Below are 18,817 nucleotides of genomic sequence, written 5' to 3'. Positions count from 1 at the left end.
GCCTCATCGTAGGGCCCGCCGGGTGAGTCGATGGAAAATTGGTGCCATTGCAATTTTTAGGCGACTCTGTTTTTGTAGTCACTATGCCAATCATCAGCACGGCCGGGCTCGCCCGGACCTTCGACAGCAAGAACGGCCCGGTGCACGCCGTACGGTCAGTCGACCTGACGGTCCGGACAGGCGAGATCGTCGGCCTCCTCGGCCCCAACGGGGCGGGCAAGACCACCACCCTGCGCATGCTCACCACGCTGCTCGCCCCCACCGGCGGAACGGCCACCGTCGCCGGATGCGATCTGACCGCCGACCCGGCCGGGGTCCGCGAGAAGTGCGGGTACGTCGCACAGTCCGGCGGTGTCGACCCGCACATCACCGTGCGGGAGGAACTGGTCACCCAGGCCCGGCTCTACCGGCTGCCGCGCGCGGACGCCGTCGCCCGTGCCGCCGCACTCGCCGCCGACCTCGGCCTGACCGAGCTGCTGGGGCGCAGGTGCGGCACGCTCTCCGGCGGTCAGCGCCGGCGCCTGGACATCGCGATGGGCCTCACCCACCGCCCGGCCGTCCTCTTCCTCGACGAGCCCACCACCGGACTCGACCCGGGCAGCCGTGCCGACCTCTGGGACCTGGTGCGCCGCCTGCGCGACGACTTCGCCACGACCGTCGTCCTCACCACCCACTACCTCGACGAGGCGGACGCGCTCGCGGACCGGCTCGTCGTGATCGACCGGGGCGCCGTGGTGGCGGAGGGCACCCCGACCGCGCTGAAGACCGAACACGCGGGCTCCCCCGCCGCCTCCCTCCAGGACGCCTTCCTCGCGATCACCGGCCGCACCCCCGCGCCCGCCGACACCGCCCCTCTCGCCCTTCAGGACCGCTGATGCTTCTCCACGACACCGCGCTGATCTTCGGCCGGTACGCCCGCCAGACCCTGCGCTCCCGGTTCCAGATCCTCTTCGGCGTGCTGATGCCGCTGCTGTACCTGCTCTTCTTCGGCCCGCTCCTCAGGGACCTGCCGCTCGGTTCGGCCGGCGACTCCTGGCAGGTTCTGGTACCCGGACTCCTGCTCCAACTCGCCCTCTTCGGAGCCTCGTTCGCCGGATTCTCGATCATCCTGGAGAAATCGGCCGGTGTGGTGGAGCGGATGCGGGTGACACCGGTCAGCCGGCTCGCACTGCTGCTGGGCCGGGTCCTGCGGGACGCCTTACTCTTCGTGTTCCAGGCGGTCGTGCTCGTGCTCGCCGCGCTGGTCATGGGGTTGCGCGCCCCGCTGCCCGGAGTGCTGATCGGCTTCGCGTTCGTCGGTGTGCTGACGGTCGCGTTGGCCTCGCTGTCGTACGCGCTGGCCATGAAGGTCCGTACACCGCAGGAGTTCGGCCCGGTCATCAACGCGCTCACCATGCCCTCGATGCTGCTCTCCGGCCTGATGCTGCCGATGACGCTCGGCCCGGCATGGCTGGACGTCATCTCGCACTGCATGCCGTTCCGCTACCTGGTGGACGCGGTACGGGACGCGTACGTGGGTTCGTACACCACCACGCACATGCTGTACGGAGTGCTGATGGCGCTCGCCTTCGCGTTGTCGGCCGTGGCGGCGGGCACACGTGCCTTCCGCCGGGCCGGTGCCTAACTACGCTGGCGGCATGGTCAATCTGACACGTATCTACACCCGCACCGGCGATCAGGGCACCACCGCCCTCGGCGACATGAGCCGGACCGCCAAGACCGATCTGCGGATCTCCGCGTACGCGGACACCAATGAGGCCAACGCCGTCATCGGTACGGCGATCGCACTCGGGCAGCTCCCCGAGGACGTCGTGAAGGTCCTCGTCCGCGTCCAGAACGACCTGTTCGACGTGGGCGCGGATCTGTCGACGCCGGTCGCCGAGAACCCGAAGTACCCGCCGCTGCGGGTCGAGCAGAGCTACGTCGACAAGCTGGAGGCGGACTGCGACCACTACCTGGAGCAGTTGGAGAAGCTGCGCAGCTTCATCCTGCCGGGCGGTACGCCGGGGGCGGCGCTGCTGCACCAGGCGTGCACGGTGGTCCGGCGCGCCGAGCGGTCCACCTGGGCGGCGCTGGAGGTGCACGCCGACGTGATGAACGCGCTGACGGCGACGTATCTCAACCGGCTCTCCGACCTGCTGTTCATCCTCGCGAGGACGGCGAACAAGGAGGTCGGCGACGTGCTGTGGGTACCGGGCGGCGAGCGGTAGCCACCGCGTGACGAAGGCGCCGGACGGGCTCGGCAGCCGAGCCCGTCCGGCCCCTCAGCGCCCCGCCGGCTCCCGTTTCGGAAACAGCGTGTAGCTCCCCGCGATGACCACGTTGAGCCCGATCACGAACAGCATCTTCTGCTGCCACGCCTGCAGCGACGTCACGTCCCCGTCCCCGCCCACGTACCAGATCGCCGCCTGCAGCAGCGCCAGCGCCACCACTGCCGCGACCGTCCACCGCGCCGCGGTCCGCCACTCGTGCGCCGCGCGCTCCATCCCGTACTTCGGCGGCCGCACCGGCGGCGGTCCGCCCGCGAAGCGGTGGGCGAACCGGGCGTCGATCCAGCGGATCGTGGAGTGGCCGAGCCCCACCGTGAAGCCGATGTAGACCGCGGCGAGTCCGTGCTTCCAGTCGGGCTCCGCCCCGTTCTTCAGGTCGACGGCCGTCACCACCAGAAGCACGACCTCCAGCAGCGGCTCGCACAGCAGCACGGCCGCGCCCAGCCGCGGTTTCTTCGCCGGGTACCTCAGCACCAGCCCCGCGGCCAGCAGCACCCAGAAGGCGACTTCGCAGAGCACGATCAGCACGACGATCACAGCACTTCTCCTTCCCGTCCCCTCCAGCCTTCCGGCCGGGGCGCCCGGAATCGTCGTCGCCGGTGACGAACCGCGACTGCATCCTTCGATGTACCGGTGCCTCACCCCCGGTAGGGAGGACCGGGGCGGGGCCGCCGTGTTGGATGGGAGGGTGCTCTCCTTCGCCCGCCCGCACCGCCACGACGTGCTCATCGCCGCCACCGGCCTGGTCGGCGGCCTGTCCCTGTGGGTGCTCGGGCTGCGCATGCAGGGCGACCGGGCCTTCGTCGCGCCCTGGGTCTCCCTGCTGCCGCTCGCCGTCGTCTCGGTCCTCGCGCTGGTGCGCAGGACCGCCCCGCAGACGGCACTGGTCCTCGGCACGCTCGCGCTGCTCGCGGATCAGTTCACGGTCGGGAATCTGGCGACGGTGCTGCTGTTCACCGACCTGATGTACGCGGCCGTGCTGTACGGGACGCCGTCCGCCGCCCGCCGCATCCCGGTGACCACGTTCCTGATCACGGTCGCGGTCACGATCGGGTTCCTGGCGTGGTTCCGCAATCCGCAGGCGCTGCTCATCGGCGTCGTCACCGGGATCGTCTCGTTCGGGCCCGCCATCACCGGGGCCAGTGTCCGCAACCACCGGGACGCCGCCGAGGCCGCCCGGCTGCGCGCCGATCAGACCGCGCTGCTGGCCGAGATGGACCGCGCCCAGGCGGTGGCCGCCGAGCGCGCCCGGATGGCCCGCGAGCTGCACGACATGGTGGCCAACCACCTGTCCGCCATCGCCATCCACTCCACCGCCGCGCTCTCCATCGACGAGCCGGAGACCTCGCGCGAGGCGCTGGGGGTGATCCGGGAGAACAGCGTCGACGGTCTCGCCGAGATGCGCCGGCTGATCGGGCTGCTGCGCACCGGCGGCGCGGACCGGGAACCGAGCGCCTCGCCGACGCTCGCCTCGCTGGACGCACTGGTCGGGCAGGCCCGGACGAACGCCGCGTCCAGCGGGCTGACCTGCGCCTTCGAGGACACCCGCGACGAGCGGGGCCCGCTGCCCGCACCGGTCGAGCTGGCCGCGTACCGGATCGTCCAGGAGTCGCTGACGAACGCGCTCAAGCATGCCGCGCCCGGCCCGGTCCTGGTGCGGCTCGGGCGGGCCGGAAGACTGCTCACCGTGGAGGTCAGCAGCGCCTTCGGGGACCGCCCCGGGCCGCGCGCACCCGGGTCGGGGGCCGGTCTGGTGGGGATGCGGGAGCGGGTGGCGCTGCTGGGCGGAGCGATCGAGGCGGGTCCGGTGGGCTCCGGCGACGGAACGCCGATCTGGCGGGTACGGGCCGAACTGCCCGTGGACGAAGGGAGTGTGAGGGCATGACGATCCGGGTGGTGGTCGCCGAGGACCAGTCGGCCGTCCGGGCGGGGCTGGTGCTCATTCTGCGCAGCGCGCCGGACATCGAGGTCGTGGGCGAGGCCGGGGACGGCGAGCAGGCGGTGCGGCTGGCCCGCGAACTGCGGCCGGATCTGGTGCTGATGGACGTGTCGATGCCGCGGCTCGACGGGGTGTCGGCGACCGCGCAGGTGGTGGCCGAGGATCTCGCGGATGTACTGGTGCTGACGACGTTCGATCTGGACGAGTACGTCTTCGGGGCGTTGCGGGCCGGTGCGGCGGGCTTCCTGCTGAAGAACACCGATGCGCGCGATCTGCTCGAAGCGGTACGCACGGTGGCGCGCGGCGAGGGGCTGATCGCCCCGGCCGTGACGCGCCGTCTGATCGCGGAGTTCGCCGGAGCCGCCCCCGTCCGGCGGGCGAGCACGACCGATCCGGCGGTGCTCGACGCCCTCACCCGACGGGAGCGGGAGGTGCTCGGCTGTCTCGGCGCGGGGCTGTCGAATGCCGAGATCGCGGTCCGGCTCTCGATGGCCGAGGCGACCGTGAAGACGCACGTCAGCAGGTTGCTGGGCAAGCTGGAGCTGCGCAGCCGGGTTCAGGCGGCCGTGCTGGCGCAGGAGTTGGGCATCTGAAGTGCACCGGCAAACTTTGGTCTGGACCTCTTGACGATTGGTCCAGACCTTCCTAATCTCACCGAGCACACTGCGGTGAGTGCGCCATGACAAGGCGTGCTCAGGGCGGCGCAGGGTTTGCAGTCCACGGACCACCCCCGTTTGTCCGGACCTCACCCGAGGAGCACCGTTGAGCACTGAAACCCCCCTACGCCGGACCCGATTCAGACTCGGGACCGGCAGAGCCACCAGATCCAGAGCGGTCGCGGGCCTCACCGCACTGCTTCTTCCGCTCGCCGCCATGGTCGGCCTGGCCTCCCCCGCCGAAGCCGCCACCTCGGCAACCGCCACCTATCTCAAGAAGTCCGACTGGGGCAGCGGCTTCGAGGGCCAGTGGACGGTGAAGAACACCGGCACCACCGCCCTCTCCTCCTGGACCATCGAGTGGGACTTCCCCTCGGGCACCGCGGTCGGCTCCGCCTGGGACGCCACCGTCACCGGCTCCGGAACCCACTGGACCGCCAAGAACCTCGGCTGGAACGGCTCGGTCGCACCGGGCGCCAGCATCTCCTTCGGCTTCAACGGCACCGGCTCCGGCGCCCCCACCGGCTGCAAGCTGAACGGCGCCTCCTGCGACGGCGGCAGCGTCCCCGGCGACAACGCCCCCTCCGCACCGGGCACCCCCACCGCCGGCTCCATCACCGACACCTCGGTCAAGCTGAGCTGGACCGCGGCGACCGACGACAACGGCATCAAGAACTACGACGTGCTGCGCGACGGCGCCGTCGTCGCCACCGTCACCGGTACGACGTACACCAACACCGGACTCACCGCGGGCACCGACTACTCCTACACCGTGCAGGCCCGTGACACCGCCGACCAGACCGGTCCGGTCAGCGGCGCGGTCAAGGTCCACACCACCGGTGGCGGCGGCAACCCCGACCCCGGCACCGGCGGCAAGGTCAACCTCGGCTACTTCACCGACTGGGGTGTCTACGGCCGGAACTACCACGTCAAGAACCTGGACACCTCGGGTTCGGCCGCGAAGATCACGCACATCAACTACGCCTTCGGCAACGTCACCGGCGGCAAGTGCGCGATCGGTGACTCCTACGCCGACTACGACATGGCGTACACCGCCGACAAGTCCGTCGACGGCGTCGCCGACACCTGGGACCAGCCGCTGCGCGGCAGCTTCAACCAGCTGCGCAAGCTCAAGGCGAAGTACCCGAACATCAAGGTCCTGTGGTCCTTCGGCGGGTGGACCTGGTCCGGCGGCTTCGGCGAGGCCGCGAAGAACCCGGCGGCGTTCGCCCAGTCCTGCTACGACCTGGTGGAGGACCCCCGCTGGGCCGATGTCTTCGACGGCATCGACATCGACTGGGAGTACCCCAACGCCTGCGGCCTGACCTGTGACACCAGCGGCCCGGCCGCACTGAAGGGCATCACCTCGGCGCTGCGCACGAAGTTCGGCAGCAACAACCTGGTGACGGCCGCCATCACCGCCGACGCCTCCACCGGTGGCAAGATCGACGCCACCGACTACGCGGGCGCCGCCCAGTCCCTGGACTGGTACAACGTGATGACGTACGACTTCTTCGGCGCCTGGGACGCGAAGGGCCCGACCGCCCCGCACTCCCCGCTGACCTCCTACAACGGCATCCCGCAGGCCGGATTCAACTCCGCCGACGCCATCGCCAGGCTGAAGGCGCAGGGTGTTCCCGCCTCGAAGCTGCTGCTCGGCATCGGCTTCTACGGCCGCGGCTGGACCGGCGTCACGCAGGACGCTCCCGGCGGCACCGCCACCGGCGCTGCCCCCGGCACATACGAGGCGGGCATCGAGGACTACAAGGTCCTCAAGACCAGTTGCCCGACCACCGGCACGATCGCCGGCACGGCGTACGCGCACTGCGGCACCAACTGGTGGAGCTACGACACCCCGGCCACCATCGCGTCCAAGATGACCTGGGCGAAGGGCCAGGGCCTGGGAGGCGCGTTCTTCTGGGAGTTCAGCGGTGACACCACCAACGGCGAACTCGTCGGCGCGATCAGCAACGGTCTGAAGTAATCCCCACTCAGTACCGCGCACCACCCCGGAAAGCAGCCGGGGAGACGGGTCCGCCCCCTGTCTCCCCGGTTTTTCGCGCGGTGCCGTACGGGCCCTCGGGCCGCGTCGGCCCTCCCCGGACCTGGCCCCGGGAGGCACCGCTTCCAGCCAGGCCCCCGCTCAAGCCACGTTGACCCGCTGGCCGGGCGGAGCCGCCTCCAGCCAGGCGAGGAACCCGGTCAGCGCGTCCTCGCTCATGGCCAGCTCCAGGCGGGTCCCCCGATGAAGACAGCCGAGCACCACGGCGTCGGACAGGAGCGCCAGCTCCTCCTCGCCCTCGGGCAGTCGGCGGGCGACCACCTCGATCGCGGAACGCTCCAGGATCCGCCGCGGGCGGAGAGCGTACGAGAAGACCCGGAACCAGTCGATCCGGTCGCCGCTGTACCGGGCGACCCCGTACACCCAGCCCTTGCCCGAGAGATCGGGCTCCTCCGGCACGTTCCATCGCAGGCTGCAGTCGAAGGTCCCGCCGGAGCGCTGAATCAGCCGCCGGCGCAGACCGAAGACGAAGAGTCCAACCGCGACCAGTGCGACGACCAGCCCGCCCACCCACAGCGCGAGGAACATCTCCACCGACCTCCTCGCGTCGTCGAGTAACGGATACCACCAGAAACACAACTGCACCTGCATCGCCTCAGCCGCGGCACGGTCTGGAGTGGTCTCCAGCTCGGGCCGCGGCTGAGGGTAAAGCTACGTCGTGGCGGTGCGCTAGCGCACCGCCACCGCACGCAGTCGCACTTCGGCGCGCCGCTCGGAAACGGCGTCCGTGTCCGACTTCGCGCGCTCCAGCGCACGCTCGGCGCGCTGGACATCGATCTCGTCCGCCAGCTCCGCGATCTCCGCGAGCAGCGAGAGCTTGTCGTCCGCGAACGAGATGAAACCGCCGTGCACCGCGGCGACCACGGTCGCGCCATCGCTCGTACGGATCGTCACCGGGCCCGATTCCAGCACACCCAGAAGCGGCTGGTGACCGGGCATGACGCCGATGTCGCCGGACGTGGTGCGCGCGACGACCAGGGTGGCCTCGCCGGACCAGACACTGCGGTCCGCGGCGACCAGCTCGACGTGCAGCTCAGCAGCCAAGGGTGGCTCCTCGGGTCACCACCCGGCCGTTCAAGCCGGGTGTTGGGTCAATTCTACGGGGCGTGGTGAGGGGGACGGGACGCACCCCGTCCCCCTCGGTGAGCCATGGGCTCAGGAGACGCCGAGCTCCTTGGCGTTGGCCTTGAGGTCCTCAATGCCACCGCACATGAAGAACGCCTGCTCCGGGAAGTGGTCGTACTCACCGTCGGCGATCGCGTTGAACGCGGCGATCGACTCGTCGAGCGGAACGTCCGAACCCTCCACGCCGGTGAACTGCTTGGCGACGTGGGTGTTCTGCGACAGGAAGCGCTCGATGCGACGGGCGCGGAAGACCGTGAGCTTGTCCTCCTCGCCGAGCTCGTCCATACCGAGAATGGCGATGATGTCCTGGAGGTCCTTGTACTTCTGCAGGATTCCCTTGACCCGCATGGCGGTGTCGTAGTGGTCCTGCGTGATGTAACGCGGGTCCAGGATCCGGGACGTGGAGTCCAGCGGGTCCACGGCCGGGTAGATGCCCTTCTCGGAGATCGGACGGGAGAGAACCGTCGTCGCGTCGAGGTGGGCGAACGTGGTGGCCGGGGCCGGGTCGGTCAGGTCGTCCGCGGGGACGTAGATCGCCTGCATCGAGGTGATCGAGTGACCGCGGGTCGACGTGATGCGCTCCTGCAGCAGACCCATCTCGTCGGCCAGGTTCGGCTGGTAACCCACCGCGGACGGCATACGGCCGAGCAGGGTGGACACCTCGGAGCCGGCCTGGGTGTACCGGAAGATGTTGTCGATGAAGAAGAGCACGTCCTGCTTCTGCACATCGCGGAAGTACTCCGCCATGGTCAGACCGGCCAGCGCCACACGAAGACGCGTGCCCGGCGGCTCGTCCATCTGACCGAAGACGAGCGCCGTCTTGTCGATGACGCCCGAGTCGGCCATTTCCTCGATGAGGTCGTTGCCCTCACGGGTGCGCTCACCGACACCGGCGAACACCGACACACCGTCGTGGTTGTTGGCCACGCGGTAGATCATTTCCTGGATCAGCACGGTCTTGCCGACACCGGCACCACCGAACAGACCGATCTTTCCACCCTTGACGTACGGGGTGAGCAGGTCGATGACCTTGACGCCGGTCTCGAACATCTCGGTCTTGGACTCGAGCTGGTCGAAGTTGGGCGCCTTGCGGTGGATCGGCCAGCGCTCGGTGACCTCGGCCTCGGCCTCGGGCTTGTTCAGGATCTCGCCAAGGGTGTTGAACACCTTGCCCTTGGTGATGTCGCCGACCGGGACCGTGATGCCGGTGCCCGTGTCGGTCACCGGGGCCTGGCGGACCAGACCGTCGGTGGGCTGCATCGAGATGGCGCGGACCAGGCCGTCACCGAGGTGCTGCGCGACCTCGAGGGTCAGCTTCTTGAGCTTGCCGTCCTCGGCCGGGTCGGCCACCTGGACGGTCAGCGCGTTGTAGATCTCCGGCATCGCGTCGACGGGGAACTCCACGTCGACGACCGGGCCGATGACCCGGGCGACGCGGCCCGTGGCAACGGCCGTCTCAACTGTGGTCGTCATTACTTGTCACTCCCCGCGGTCGCGTCGGCCAGCGCACTGGCACCACCGACGATCTCGCTGATTTCCTGGGTGATTTCGGCCTGGCGGGCCGCGTTGGCAAGCCGGGAGAGGCTCTTGATGAGCTCACCGGCGTTGTCGGTGGCCGACTTCATCGCGCGGCGGCGGGCAGCGTGCTCGGAAGCAGCGGCCTGCAGCAGCGCGTTGTAGATCCGGCTCTCGACGTACCGCGGAAGCAGGGCGTCGAGGACGTCCTCCGCCGACGGCTCGAAGTCGAAGAGCGGCAGGATCTCGCCCTTGCCCTCCTCCTCCTTCGCAGCGCCGAGGCTGAGCGGCAGCATCCGGTCGTCCACCGGGTTCTGCGTCATCATCGACACGAATTCCGTGAAGACGATGTGCAGCTCGTCCACGCCGCCCTCGGCGGTCTCCTTGGTGACCACTTCGATCAGCGGGGCCGCAGCCCGCTTCGCATCCGCGTACGTCGGGCTGTCGGTGAAGCCCGTCCACGAATCCTCGACCTTGCGCTCGCGGAATCCGTAGTAGGCGACACCCTTGCGGCCGATCACATACGTGACGACCTCCTTGCCCTCACCGCGCAGACGCTCGGTCAGTCGCTCCGCGGCCTTGATGGCGTTGGAGGAGTAACCGCCGGCCAGACCGCGGTCGCTCGTGATGAGCAGGACCGCGGCCCGCGCCGGAGCGTCGGCCTCGGTGGTCAGCGGGTGCTTGGTGGTGGAGCCGGTCGCCACCGCGGTCACCGCGCGGGTGAGCTCGGTCGCGTACGGCGTCGACGCCGCCACCTGGCGCTGCGCCTTGACGATGCGCGAAGCGGCGATCATCTCCATCGCCTTGGTGATCTTCTTCGTGGCGGTGACGGAGCGAATGCGGCGCTTGTAAACGCGAAGCTGAGCGCCCATCGATCAGCCCTCGCCCAGGAGCTTGCCGTCCGAGGTCTCGAACTGCTGCTTGAAGGCGGCGACCGCGTCGGCGACCGACTGCAGCGTGTCGTCGGACATCTTGGCGCCCTCGGCGATGCTGGTCAGGAGGTCCTTGCGCTCACGGCGCAGGTACTCCAGCAGCTCGCTCTCGAAGCGACGGATGTCCGCGACCGGGACGTCGTCCATCTTGCCGGTGGTGCCGGCCCAGATGGAGACGACCTGCTCCTCGACCGGGTACGGCTGGTACTGCGGCTGCTTCAGCAGCTCGACCATGCGCTTACCGCGCTCCAGCGACGCCTTCGAGGCCGCGTCCAGGTCGGAACCGAAGGCGGCGAACGCCTCCAGCTCGCGGTACTGGGCAAGGTCGACACGGAGCCGGCCGGAGACCTGGCGCATCGCCTTGTGCTGAGCGGAGCCACCGACACGGGAGACCGAGATACCGACGTTCAGGGCCGGCCGCTGGCCGGCGTTGAACAGGTCGGACTCCAGGAAGCACTGGCCGTCGGTGATGGAGATGACGTTGGTCGGGATGAACGCCGACACGTCGTTCGCCTTGGTCTCGACGATCGGGAGGCCCGTCATCGAACCGGCGCCCATCTCGTCGGAGAGCTTGGCGCAGCGCTCCAGCAGACGCGAGTGGAGGTAGAAGACGTCGCCCGGGTAGGCCTCGCGGCCCGGCGGACGGCGCAGCAGAAGCGACACGGCGCGGTAGGCGTCGGCCTGCTTCGAGAGGTCGTCGAAGATGATCAGGACGTGCTTGCCCTGGTACATCCAGTGCTGGCCGATGGCCGAACCGGTGTACGGCGCAAGGTACTTGAAGCCGGCCGGGTCGGACGCCGGAGCGGCGACGATGGTCGTGTACTCGAGCGCGCCGGCCTCTTCCAGGGCACCACGCACGGAGGCGATGGTGGAACCCTTCTGACCGATGGCGACGTAGATGCAGCGCACCTGCTTGTTCACGTCGCCCGAGCGCCAGTTGTCGCGCTGGTTGATGATCGTGTCGACGGCCAGAGCGGTCTTACCCGTCTGACGGTCGCCGATGATCAGCTGACGCTGGCCGCGGCCGATCGGCACCATGGCGTCGACGGCCTTGTAGCCGGTCTGCATCGGCTCGTGCACCGACTTGCGGACCATGACGCCAGGGGCCTGCAGCTCGAGGGCGCGGCGGCTGTCGGTCGCGATCTCGCCGAGACCGTCGATCGGGTTGCCGAGCGGGTCGACGACGCGGCCGAGGTAGCCCTCGCCCACACCGACGGAGAGCACCTCACCGGTGCGCTGCACCGGCTGGCCCTCTTCGATGCCGCTGAACTCGCCGAGAACGATCGCACCGATCTCGCGCTCCTCAAGGTTGAGGGCGAGACCGAGGGTGCCGTCCTCGAACTTCAGCAGCTCGTTCGCCATGGCCGAGGGAAGACCCTCGACCTTCGCGATGCCGTCGCCGGCAACGCTGACCGTACCGACCTCCTCGCGCGAGGCCGCGTCCGGCTTGTACGACTGGACAAAGTTCTCCAGCGCGTCCCGGATCTCCTCCGGCCGGATCGTGAGCTCCGCCATCTGGGTTCCCTGCTCTCCTTGTTGGGCCCGAAGTTTCTTAAGGGGGTCTGGGGGCCGACCCCCAGGAATCTTCTGCAATTTCTGCACGGCCCAACCGGGCCGCTGGTCTTGCTCTGTTCTGTTGCTGCGCTGTGCTCGTCAGCCGGCCATGCGACGGCTCGCCTCTTCGAGGCGCTCCGCGATGGTTCCGTTGATGACCTCGTCACCGACCCGCACCGCGATCCCGCCGAGGACCGTGGGGTCCACATCGAGGTTCAGGTGCATCGGCCGGCCGTAGATCTTCGTCAGTGCGGCGCCGAGGCGCTGCTTCTGCTGATCGCTCAGCGGCACTGCCGAGGTGACCACGGCGACCATGCGGTCCCGGCGCTCCGCGGCGAGCTTGGAGAGGGACTCGAGTCCCGCTTCAAGGCTACGTCCACGCGGCTGGGTCACAAGCCGCACGACGATGCGCTCGGTGGCGGGCCGTGCCTTGCCGCCGAGCAGGCTGCCGAGCAGCTCGCCCTTGGCGGCGGCGGACCCGGACTTGCCGGTGAGCGCTGCGCGCAGCTCCTTGTCGGAGGCGACGATCCGGCCGAACCGGAACAGCTCGTCCTCCACGTCGTCCAGGTCTCCGCTGCGCTGGGCGGCGGTGAGGTCTGCGATGTTCGCCAGTTCCTCGACCGAGTCGACCAGGTCGCGCGACTGGGACCAGCGGGAGCGGACCATGCCCGAGATCAGGTCGACGGTCTCGCCGCCCACCTGACCGCGCAGCAGTCGTCCGGCCAGCTCGGCCCTGGCCTCGCCGGCCTGCGACGGGTCGGTCAGGACCCGTCGCAGTGAGACCTCGCGCTGGAGCAGCGCCGTGACGGCGGCCAGCTCCTCGGCGAGCTTCGCCGCGTCGACCGACGTGCTGTCGGTCAGCGCGTCGAGACGCTCACGTGCGGCAGCCAGTGCCTCGCGGCTCGCGCCGTTCATCGGACAGCCTCGGCCTTCGCCTCGAGCTCGTCGAGGAAACGGTCGACGGTGCCGCTCTGCCGGGCGTGGTCCTCCAGGGACTCGCCGACGAGCTTGCCGGCCAGGTCGGTGGCGAGCTTGCCCACGTCCTGGCGCAGCGCCGAAGCAGCGGCCTTGCGGTCGGCCTCGATCTGGGCGTGGCCGGCAGCGATGATCTCCTCACGCTGCCGCTGGCCTTCCGCCCGCATCTCCTGCAGGATCACGGCGCCCTGCTCCTGAGCCTCCTGGCGCAGGCGCGCGGCTTCGTGGCGGGCCTCGGCGAGCTGAGCCTTGTACTGCTCAAGCACGCTCTGGGCCTCGGTCTGGGCCGCATCGGCCTTTTCGATACCGCCTTCGATGGCCTCGCGACGCTCTTCCAGAACCTTGTTGATGTTCGGGAGGAGCTTCTTGGCGAGGAAGCCGAAGACGATGACAAAGGCGATGAAGCCAATGACGAGCTCAGGGATCGGCGGGACAAGCGGGTTTTCCGGCTTCTCCGCCGCGAGCTGAACCAGAGGGTTCACGTCAGTGCCTTCCGTCGAATGGTCTGTTCCCGACCAGTCAGGAGGTCGGGTAGACGAACGGCATGACCAGACCGATCAGGGCGAGCGCCTCACAGAAGGCGAAGCCGAGGATCTGGTTGGCGCGGATCAGGCCGGCAGCCTCGGGCTGACGGGCGAGAGCCTGCGTGCCGTTACCGAAGATGATGCCGACGCCGACGCCGGGGCCGATGGCGGACAGGCCGTAACCAACGGAGCTGAGGGAACCGGTGACGGCGGCAAGGGTCTGGGACATGCCAGTTCTTCCTTCTCTTTCACGGACCGGCGGGGGTTGGCCACCGGACGACTGGGGGTATGGGAGGCGCGATCAGTGGTGCTCGGCGACAGCGCCCTGGATGAAGGTGCACGCCAGGAGCACGAAGACGTATGCCTGAACGGCCTGGATGAAGAGCTCGAAGGCCGTCATCACGATGACCATCACGAACGACACACCCGCGTAGGCGATACCGATGCCATTCAGCAGGTACCAGCTGGCGATGGTGAAGAGCAGCAGCAGCGTGTGACCCGCGAACATGTTCGCGAAGAGTCGGACCGCGTGCGTGAAGGGGCGGACCAGGACGTTCGAGAAGAACTCGATGACCATGATCAGCGGCAGAACCCCGCCGAGCGACTTGTCGTAACCCGTCAGATTCTTGAGGCCGCCGACGAAACCGTGCCTCTTGAAGGTGACGCTCATCCAGAGGACGTAGACGATCAAGGCCAGAGCGGCCGGGTACGCGATGATCGACGTCACCGGGAACTGGGCGAGCGGGATGATCGACCAGAGGTTCATCATCCACACGAAGAAGAAGATCGAGACCATCAGCGGGACGTACTTCTCGCCCTCGCGCTTGCCCAGCGTCTCGTAGACGATGCCGCGGCGTACGAAGTCGTATCCGGCCTCGGCGACCATCTGCAGCTTGCCCGGAACGACCTTCGGCTTACGGAAGGCGGCCCAGAAGAAGCCGACGATGATGACCGTACCGAGGAGCGCCAGCAGCATCGTCTTGTTGAAGTAGATGTTGCTGTCCGCGTCACCGAAGATCGGCTCGAACAGGAAAGAGTGCAAGCCAGGACCCGGGAAACCACAACCGGAGAAGATGTGGCAATCGGTCTCGAAGGCGAGCACCTGTGTCGGGTCAGCACTCACCGCGGGCTCCTTCAGCGTGGCGCATAGGTACGGCAACCTCGTTGTGTCGGCGCGGCGCGAAGCCGCGGTTCGGCACTGGACTGGTGTTACGGATGTGTGAGCGGCAGTCAGGCATTGAGCCTCGCGATCGAGCAGGCGTCAGCTCACATGCCCGCGCCCGCAGTGCCGCAGTTGGAACCGGACGATAGCAGGGTCCCGGACTTGCACTTATTCCGCCCCTACCCTTCACGTCTTCGACCCAGTGTTCTTGGGCTTCTCGCCCTTGTCGGACTCGGGTTCGACGTAAAGGATCTTGGCCTTCATGTGCGCACGCGTCTGTGCGCCGATCCACACGAGAGTCGTCGCGACCAGCGTGATCGCGAAGGCCCTCGGGTTGAACATGGTGGTGTTCTTGAATACGGCGACGAAGATGAACAGCAGGAGAAGCTGAGTCGTATAGAGCATCAGCCCCATCGCCTGGAACAGGTGGGGCAGGGACCGCGCGGTCCGCTGCAGGACCATGAGTCCGATCCCCATGAAGAGAATCACCACGATCGTCGCAACGACCGCGCCCAGGGCTCCCTTGCCGCCGGCCACGCCACCACTGATCGCGGCGGCGACAGCACCGGCGACAGCGGTGGGTACGGCGGCTTGGAGGAGAGTCCGGACGTCGTTGGACGGCATGGCGGCAGCTCCGCTTGGAGGGGGTGGGCAGTGTGTCGTCATGGACGAGCGTAGGCCCGGTCCGAGTCGATGCCTCGGGCCGATGGACCGTGGTACTCAGGTCCTTCAACTCCGTCACCGGGCTTCGTGAACGGTATCACAAACTATTTGATGAGGTCTTTACCAAGAAAGTGTGCCTACTGTCACACGTGAGGGTGAATCTGCCCGTGTGAGCAAGACAACTCAATGTCTTGTCTGGTATTGCCCCTCGATGACCGAATCGTCAACGCGAAGAATCGGCCTTATCTCTGTCCGAAAAACGCGAACGGGGGCCGATCGCAGTCGCCCCGTTGACGCCGGAGACTCCCACGGCGATCGGGGCCCTCTCCTGGAGCTCCTGCCCCTCCTGCCCCATCTGCGTTTCCGCGGACCGCTGTTGGGCCTCGTCCGGAGATGACGCTGCCGCCGGAGATGACGGTTCCGCTTCGGGCACCTCGCCCCTGACCCGGTGCCTGCGGTAGCGAGGCGGTACGAACCGTTCCGCCCAGTACGGCGTCTGCGGGGTGAACCGGGGCATCAGCAGCACTACGAGGCCCAGCGCGCTCAGCCCCATGACGACCAGCACGATCCACAGGGACGCCGAGTGGACCGAGTAGCCGACCGCGCCGAAGGCGATCAGGGCCGACCAGAAGTACATGATCAGCACGGACCTGCTGTGCGAATGACCGATCTCCAGGAGCCGGTGGTGCAGGTGCCCGCGGTCCGCCGCGAACGGCGACTGGCCGTTCCAGGTACGCCGCACGATCGCCAGCACCAGGTCGGCGGCCGGGATCGCGATGATGGTCAGCGGCAGCAGCAGCGGAATGAAGACCGGCAGCATCGCCTGGGTGGCCTCGCGCTCGCTGCCCGCGAAGAGCTTCATCGTGTCCGGGTCGACCTGCCCGGTGACGGAGATCGCGCCGGCCGCCAGCACGAGACCGATCAGCATCGACCCCGAGTCGCCCATGAAGATCCTGGCCGGGTGCATGTTGTGGGGCAGAAAGCCCAGGCACATGCCCATCAGGATCGCCGTGAACAGCGTCGCGGGGGCCGCCGCCTCGATCATGTGCCCGTACCAGAGCCGGTAGGTGTACAGGAAGAACGCGGCGGAGGCGATGCACACCATGCCCGCCGCGAGACCGTCCAGACCGTCGACGAAGTTGACCGCGTTGATGGTGATGACCACCAGGGCCACCGTGAGCAGCGTGCCCTGCCACTGGGTGAGCGCGACGGTGCCGACGCCGGGGATCGGCAGCCACAGGATCGTCAGGCCCTGAATGACCATGACCGCGGCGGCGATCATCTGCCCGCCGAGCTTGATCAGTGCGTCGATCTCGAACTTGTCGTCCAGGACACCGATCAGCCAGATCAGCGCGGCCCCGGAGAGCAGCGCCCGCGGCTCGTTGGAGAGCTGGAAGACGCCGTCGAGGTTGTACAGATGGGCCGCGACGATCAGTCCCGCGCACAGTCCGCCGAACATGGCGATGCCACCGAGCCGCGGTGTCGGTTCTCGGTGGACGTCACGCGCACGGATCGCGGGCATCGCCCCGACCGCGATGGCGAACTTTCGCACCGGGCCGGTCAGCAGATAGGTCACCGCAGCCGTGACACAGAGCGTCAGCAGGTAATCACGCACGGGCTGCCCCACAGATTTCGCCGGCCATCTCAGCCCACACCTTAACTACGTCGGGCTCATGGTTGAGGACACGGAGACCGGGCGGACGGTTGCACCGATCACGTCTACCCCGGATACGGCGGATATTTCCGGGCCAGCTCCCGGACCGCCGCCCGGATGTCGCCCTCCTCACGTACCGCCGCGCCGAAGAGCACCGCCAGCCGCGCCATGTCGGTGTCGTCCAGGCCCTGGGTGGTGACGGCCGCGGTGCCGAGCCTGATGCCCCGGGCGTCCCCGTACGGAAGCGCACAGGTGTCCAGCACCAGGCCCGCCGCCGCCAGCCGGGCGCGGGCGGTGGGTCCGTCGGTGCCGAGCGGAGCCGGGTCCGCGACGATCAGGTGGGTGTCCGTGCCGCCCGTGGTGACCTCGAAGCCCTCGGCCTCCAGACCGGCGGCCAGCACCCGCGCGTGGGCCACCACCCGGTGGGCGTACTCCGTGAACGCGGGTGTCGACGCCTCCCCGAACGCGACGGCCTTCGCGGCGACGGTGTGCATCTGCGCGCCGCCCTGGGTGAAGGGGAAGACCGCCCGGTCGATCCGTTCGGCCAGCTCCGCACCGCACAGGATCATCCCGCCGCGCGGGCCGCGCAGCACCTTGTGCGTGGTCGCGCAGACCACATCGGCGTACGGCACCGGGCTCGGTGCCGCTCCCCCGGCGATCAGCCCCATCGGGTGGGCGGCGTCGGCGATGAGATACGCGCCCACCTCGTCGGCGATCTCCCGGAAGAGCTCGTAGTCGGGGTGGCGGGGGTACGAGATCGAGCCACTGACGATCGCCTTGGGGCGGTGCGCACGGGCCAGGGTGCGCACCTGCTCGTAGTCGATCAGGCCGCTCTCGGAGTCGACCCCGTATCCGATGAACTCGAACCAGCGGCCGGAGAAGTTGGCTGGTGAGCCGTGGGTGAGGTGTCCGCCGTACGGGAGTCCCATCGCCAGGACGGTGTCGCCGGGGCGCAGCAGGGCCGCGTACGCGGCGAGGACGGCGGAGGAGCCGGAGTGCGCCTGGACGTTGGCGTGTTCGGCGCCGAACAGCGAGGTGGCCCGTCGGCAGGCGATGCGTTCGGCGGCGTCGGCCTGCTCGCAGCCGCCGTGGTACCGGGCACCGGGGTAGCCCTCGGCGTACTTGTTGGCGAGCGGTGAGCCGAGGGCGGCGAGGACCGCGGGCGAGGTGAAGTTCTCGGCGGCGATCAGCTGGAGGGTGGTCGACTGCCGGTGCAGTTCGCCCAGCAGTACGGCCCCGATCTCCGGGTCCTCCCGCAGCAGGGCGCCGAAGTCCTGCGGCAGGGTGGTCCCGGTGTCGGAGGGGGGTGCGGCAGGAGTGGTGACCGGCATCTGACGGCTCCGGGCCTGGGGAGGGGTGCGCTGGCGACAACTCCAAATGTAGGCCCGGGAAGGCCCTGCTGCCCGCTGTGCGGCGACGTCGTACACCCGTTGGGCCCCCTGTACCCGGGCCCCGCGTACGGCTGTCGGAGTGGCGCGGGCGCGCCCGTCCTTCAGCGCGGGGCCGACCCGCCGGTGAGCGCGGTGACGACCGGGTCGAGGGCCTGGTCGAACACCATTCCCGACGCGCCCCTCGCACCGCTCGGCCCCAGCGGGCCTCCCCGGCTTCGGCGCGCTGCGCCGGCCTCCGGCCGTCGGGACGGGCGGCAGAGCCGCGTCCTCAGCGGTCGGCCGTAATGCCCGTCAGGGCGGTGACGACCGGGTCGAGGGCCTGGTCGAACACCATTCCCGACGCGCCCCTCGCACCGCTCGGCCCCAGCGGGCCTCCCCGGCTTCGGCGCGCTGCG

Annotated in this window: 19 protein-coding genes; 6 read left to right on the top strand and 13 right to left on the bottom strand. The window is 68.9% G+C overall.

The genetic code is table 11. The features are described from left to right. Positions 1-83: 83 nt before the first annotated feature. Genes ACIOMQ_RS32885 through ACIOMQ_RS32875 form a run of 3 tightly spaced genes read left to right on the top strand, consistent with a single transcriptional unit; the run spans position 84 to position 2,210 of the window. Complete coding sequence (locus ACIOMQ_RS32885) at positions 84-875, top strand: ABC transporter ATP-binding protein (protein WP_401985313.1); 792 nt, start codon at positions 84-86, stop codon at positions 873-875. Then, the gene (locus tag ACIOMQ_RS32880; RefSeq protein ID WP_402191516.1) at positions 875-1,624 is read left to right on the top strand and encodes an ABC transporter permease; all 750 of its coding nucleotides are present in this window, start codon (positions 875-877) and stop codon (positions 1,622-1,624) included. The genes ACIOMQ_RS32885 and ACIOMQ_RS32880 overlap by 1 nt, the downstream gene beginning before the upstream one ends. 13 nt (positions 1,625-1,637) lie before the next feature. Next, positions 1,638-2,210: a cob(I)yrinic acid a,c-diamide adenosyltransferase gene (locus tag ACIOMQ_RS32875; protein WP_362204683.1), complete on the top strand. Its 573-nt coding sequence runs from the start codon at positions 1,638-1,640 to the stop codon at positions 2,208-2,210. Between the two features lie 54 nt (positions 2,211-2,264). Here the strand turns inward: ACIOMQ_RS32875 and ACIOMQ_RS32870 are convergent, their stop codons facing one another. Next, entirely contained in the window at positions 2,265-2,807 is a 543-nt protein-coding gene (locus ACIOMQ_RS32870; protein ID WP_401753997.1) for a hypothetical protein, read from the bottom strand. Between the two features lie 151 nt (positions 2,808-2,958). On the opposite strand from ACIOMQ_RS32870, the gene ACIOMQ_RS32865 reads away from it, so the two are divergent. From ACIOMQ_RS32865 to ACIOMQ_RS32855, 3 genes are all read left to right on the top strand, one after another. Further along, positions 2,959-4,155, top strand: coding sequence for a sensor histidine kinase (locus ACIOMQ_RS32865; RefSeq protein ID WP_401261648.1), 1,197 nt, complete (start codon positions 2,959-2,961; stop codon positions 4,153-4,155). Next, positions 4,152-4,802 (top strand): response regulator transcription factor, encoded by a 651-nt coding sequence (locus tag ACIOMQ_RS32860; RefSeq protein WP_362204677.1) that lies wholly within the window; start codon positions 4,152-4,154, stop codon positions 4,800-4,802. Before ACIOMQ_RS32865 ends, ACIOMQ_RS32860 begins: the two co-directional genes overlap by 4 nt. 169 nt (positions 4,803-4,971) lie before the next feature. Then, positions 4,972-6,849, top strand: a complete 1,878-nt coding sequence (locus ACIOMQ_RS32855) for a glycoside hydrolase family 18 chitinase (protein WP_362204674.1) — start codon at positions 4,972-4,974, stop codon at positions 6,847-6,849. A 159-nt stretch (positions 6,850-7,008) separates the two neighbouring features. Here ACIOMQ_RS32855 and ACIOMQ_RS32850 read toward each other — a convergent pair whose 3' ends face one another. The 12 genes from ACIOMQ_RS32850 to glyA form a co-directional block, all read right to left on the bottom strand. Further along, complete coding sequence (locus tag ACIOMQ_RS32850; protein ID WP_362205003.1) at positions 7,009-7,455, bottom strand: DUF2550 domain-containing protein; 447 nt, start codon at positions 7,453-7,455, stop codon at positions 7,009-7,011. 141 nt (positions 7,456-7,596) lie between these two features. Continuing rightward, the gene (locus ACIOMQ_RS32845) at positions 7,597-7,971 is read right to left on the bottom strand and encodes a F0F1 ATP synthase subunit epsilon (RefSeq protein ID WP_362204671.1); all 375 of its coding nucleotides are present in this window, start codon (positions 7,969-7,971) and stop codon (positions 7,597-7,599) included. Positions 7,972-8,082: 111 nt separating this feature from the next. Continuing rightward, positions 8,083-9,525 carry a F0F1 ATP synthase subunit beta gene (gene atpD / locus ACIOMQ_RS32840; RefSeq protein ID WP_401261006.1) on the bottom strand — a complete coding sequence of 481 codons (1,443 nt, stop codon included), beginning with the start codon at positions 9,523-9,525 and terminating at the stop codon, positions 8,083-8,085. Beyond that, positions 9,525-10,439 carry a F0F1 ATP synthase subunit gamma gene (locus ACIOMQ_RS32835; protein ID WP_362204665.1) on the bottom strand — a complete coding sequence of 305 codons (915 nt, stop codon included), beginning with the start codon at positions 10,437-10,439 and terminating at the stop codon, positions 9,525-9,527. The genes atpD and ACIOMQ_RS32835 overlap by 1 nt, the downstream gene beginning before the upstream one ends. A 3-nt stretch (positions 10,440-10,442) precedes the next feature. Next, positions 10,443-12,014: a F0F1 ATP synthase subunit alpha gene (atpA, locus tag ACIOMQ_RS32830; protein ID WP_362204662.1), complete on the bottom strand. Its 1,572-nt coding sequence runs from the start codon at positions 12,012-12,014 to the stop codon at positions 10,443-10,445. Positions 12,015-12,152: 138 nt separating this feature from the next. Then, complete coding sequence (locus ACIOMQ_RS32825; protein ID WP_362204659.1) at positions 12,153-12,968, bottom strand: F0F1 ATP synthase subunit delta; 816 nt, start codon at positions 12,966-12,968, stop codon at positions 12,153-12,155. Next, positions 12,965-13,510, bottom strand: a complete 546-nt coding sequence (locus tag ACIOMQ_RS32820; protein WP_072483719.1) for a F0F1 ATP synthase subunit B — start codon at positions 13,508-13,510, stop codon at positions 12,965-12,967. Before ACIOMQ_RS32820 ends, ACIOMQ_RS32825 begins: the two co-directional genes overlap by 4 nt. A 37-nt stretch (positions 13,511-13,547) precedes the next feature. Next, the gene (locus ACIOMQ_RS32815) at positions 13,548-13,781 is read right to left on the bottom strand and encodes a F0F1 ATP synthase subunit C (protein WP_072483720.1); all 234 of its coding nucleotides are present in this window, start codon (positions 13,779-13,781) and stop codon (positions 13,548-13,550) included. A 72-nt stretch (positions 13,782-13,853) separates the two neighbouring features. Continuing rightward, positions 13,854-14,690: a F0F1 ATP synthase subunit A gene (atpB, locus tag ACIOMQ_RS32810; RefSeq protein WP_072484168.1), complete on the bottom strand. Its 837-nt coding sequence runs from the start codon at positions 14,688-14,690 to the stop codon at positions 13,854-13,856. 210 nt (positions 14,691-14,900) lie between these two features. Then, positions 14,901-15,338: a hypothetical protein gene (locus tag ACIOMQ_RS32805; RefSeq protein WP_362204655.1), complete on the bottom strand. Its 438-nt coding sequence runs from the start codon at positions 15,336-15,338 to the stop codon at positions 14,901-14,903. 262 nt (positions 15,339-15,600) lie between these two features. Then, complete coding sequence (locus tag ACIOMQ_RS32800) at positions 15,601-17,004, bottom strand: MraY family glycosyltransferase (protein ID WP_362204652.1); 1,404 nt, start codon at positions 17,002-17,004, stop codon at positions 15,601-15,603. Between the two features lie 92 nt (positions 17,005-17,096). Continuing rightward, complete coding sequence (gene glyA / locus ACIOMQ_RS32795) at positions 17,097-18,362, bottom strand: serine hydroxymethyltransferase (protein WP_362204649.1); 1,266 nt, start codon at positions 18,360-18,362, stop codon at positions 17,097-17,099. Positions 18,363-18,817 lie beyond the last annotated feature (455 nt).

The organism is Streptomyces sp. NPDC087845 (assembly GCF_044742755.1).
Taxonomy (GTDB): domain Bacteria; phylum Actinomycetota; class Actinomycetes; order Streptomycetales; family Streptomycetaceae; genus Streptomyces.
This window is presented reverse-complemented; position numbering and strand designations above follow the sequence as displayed.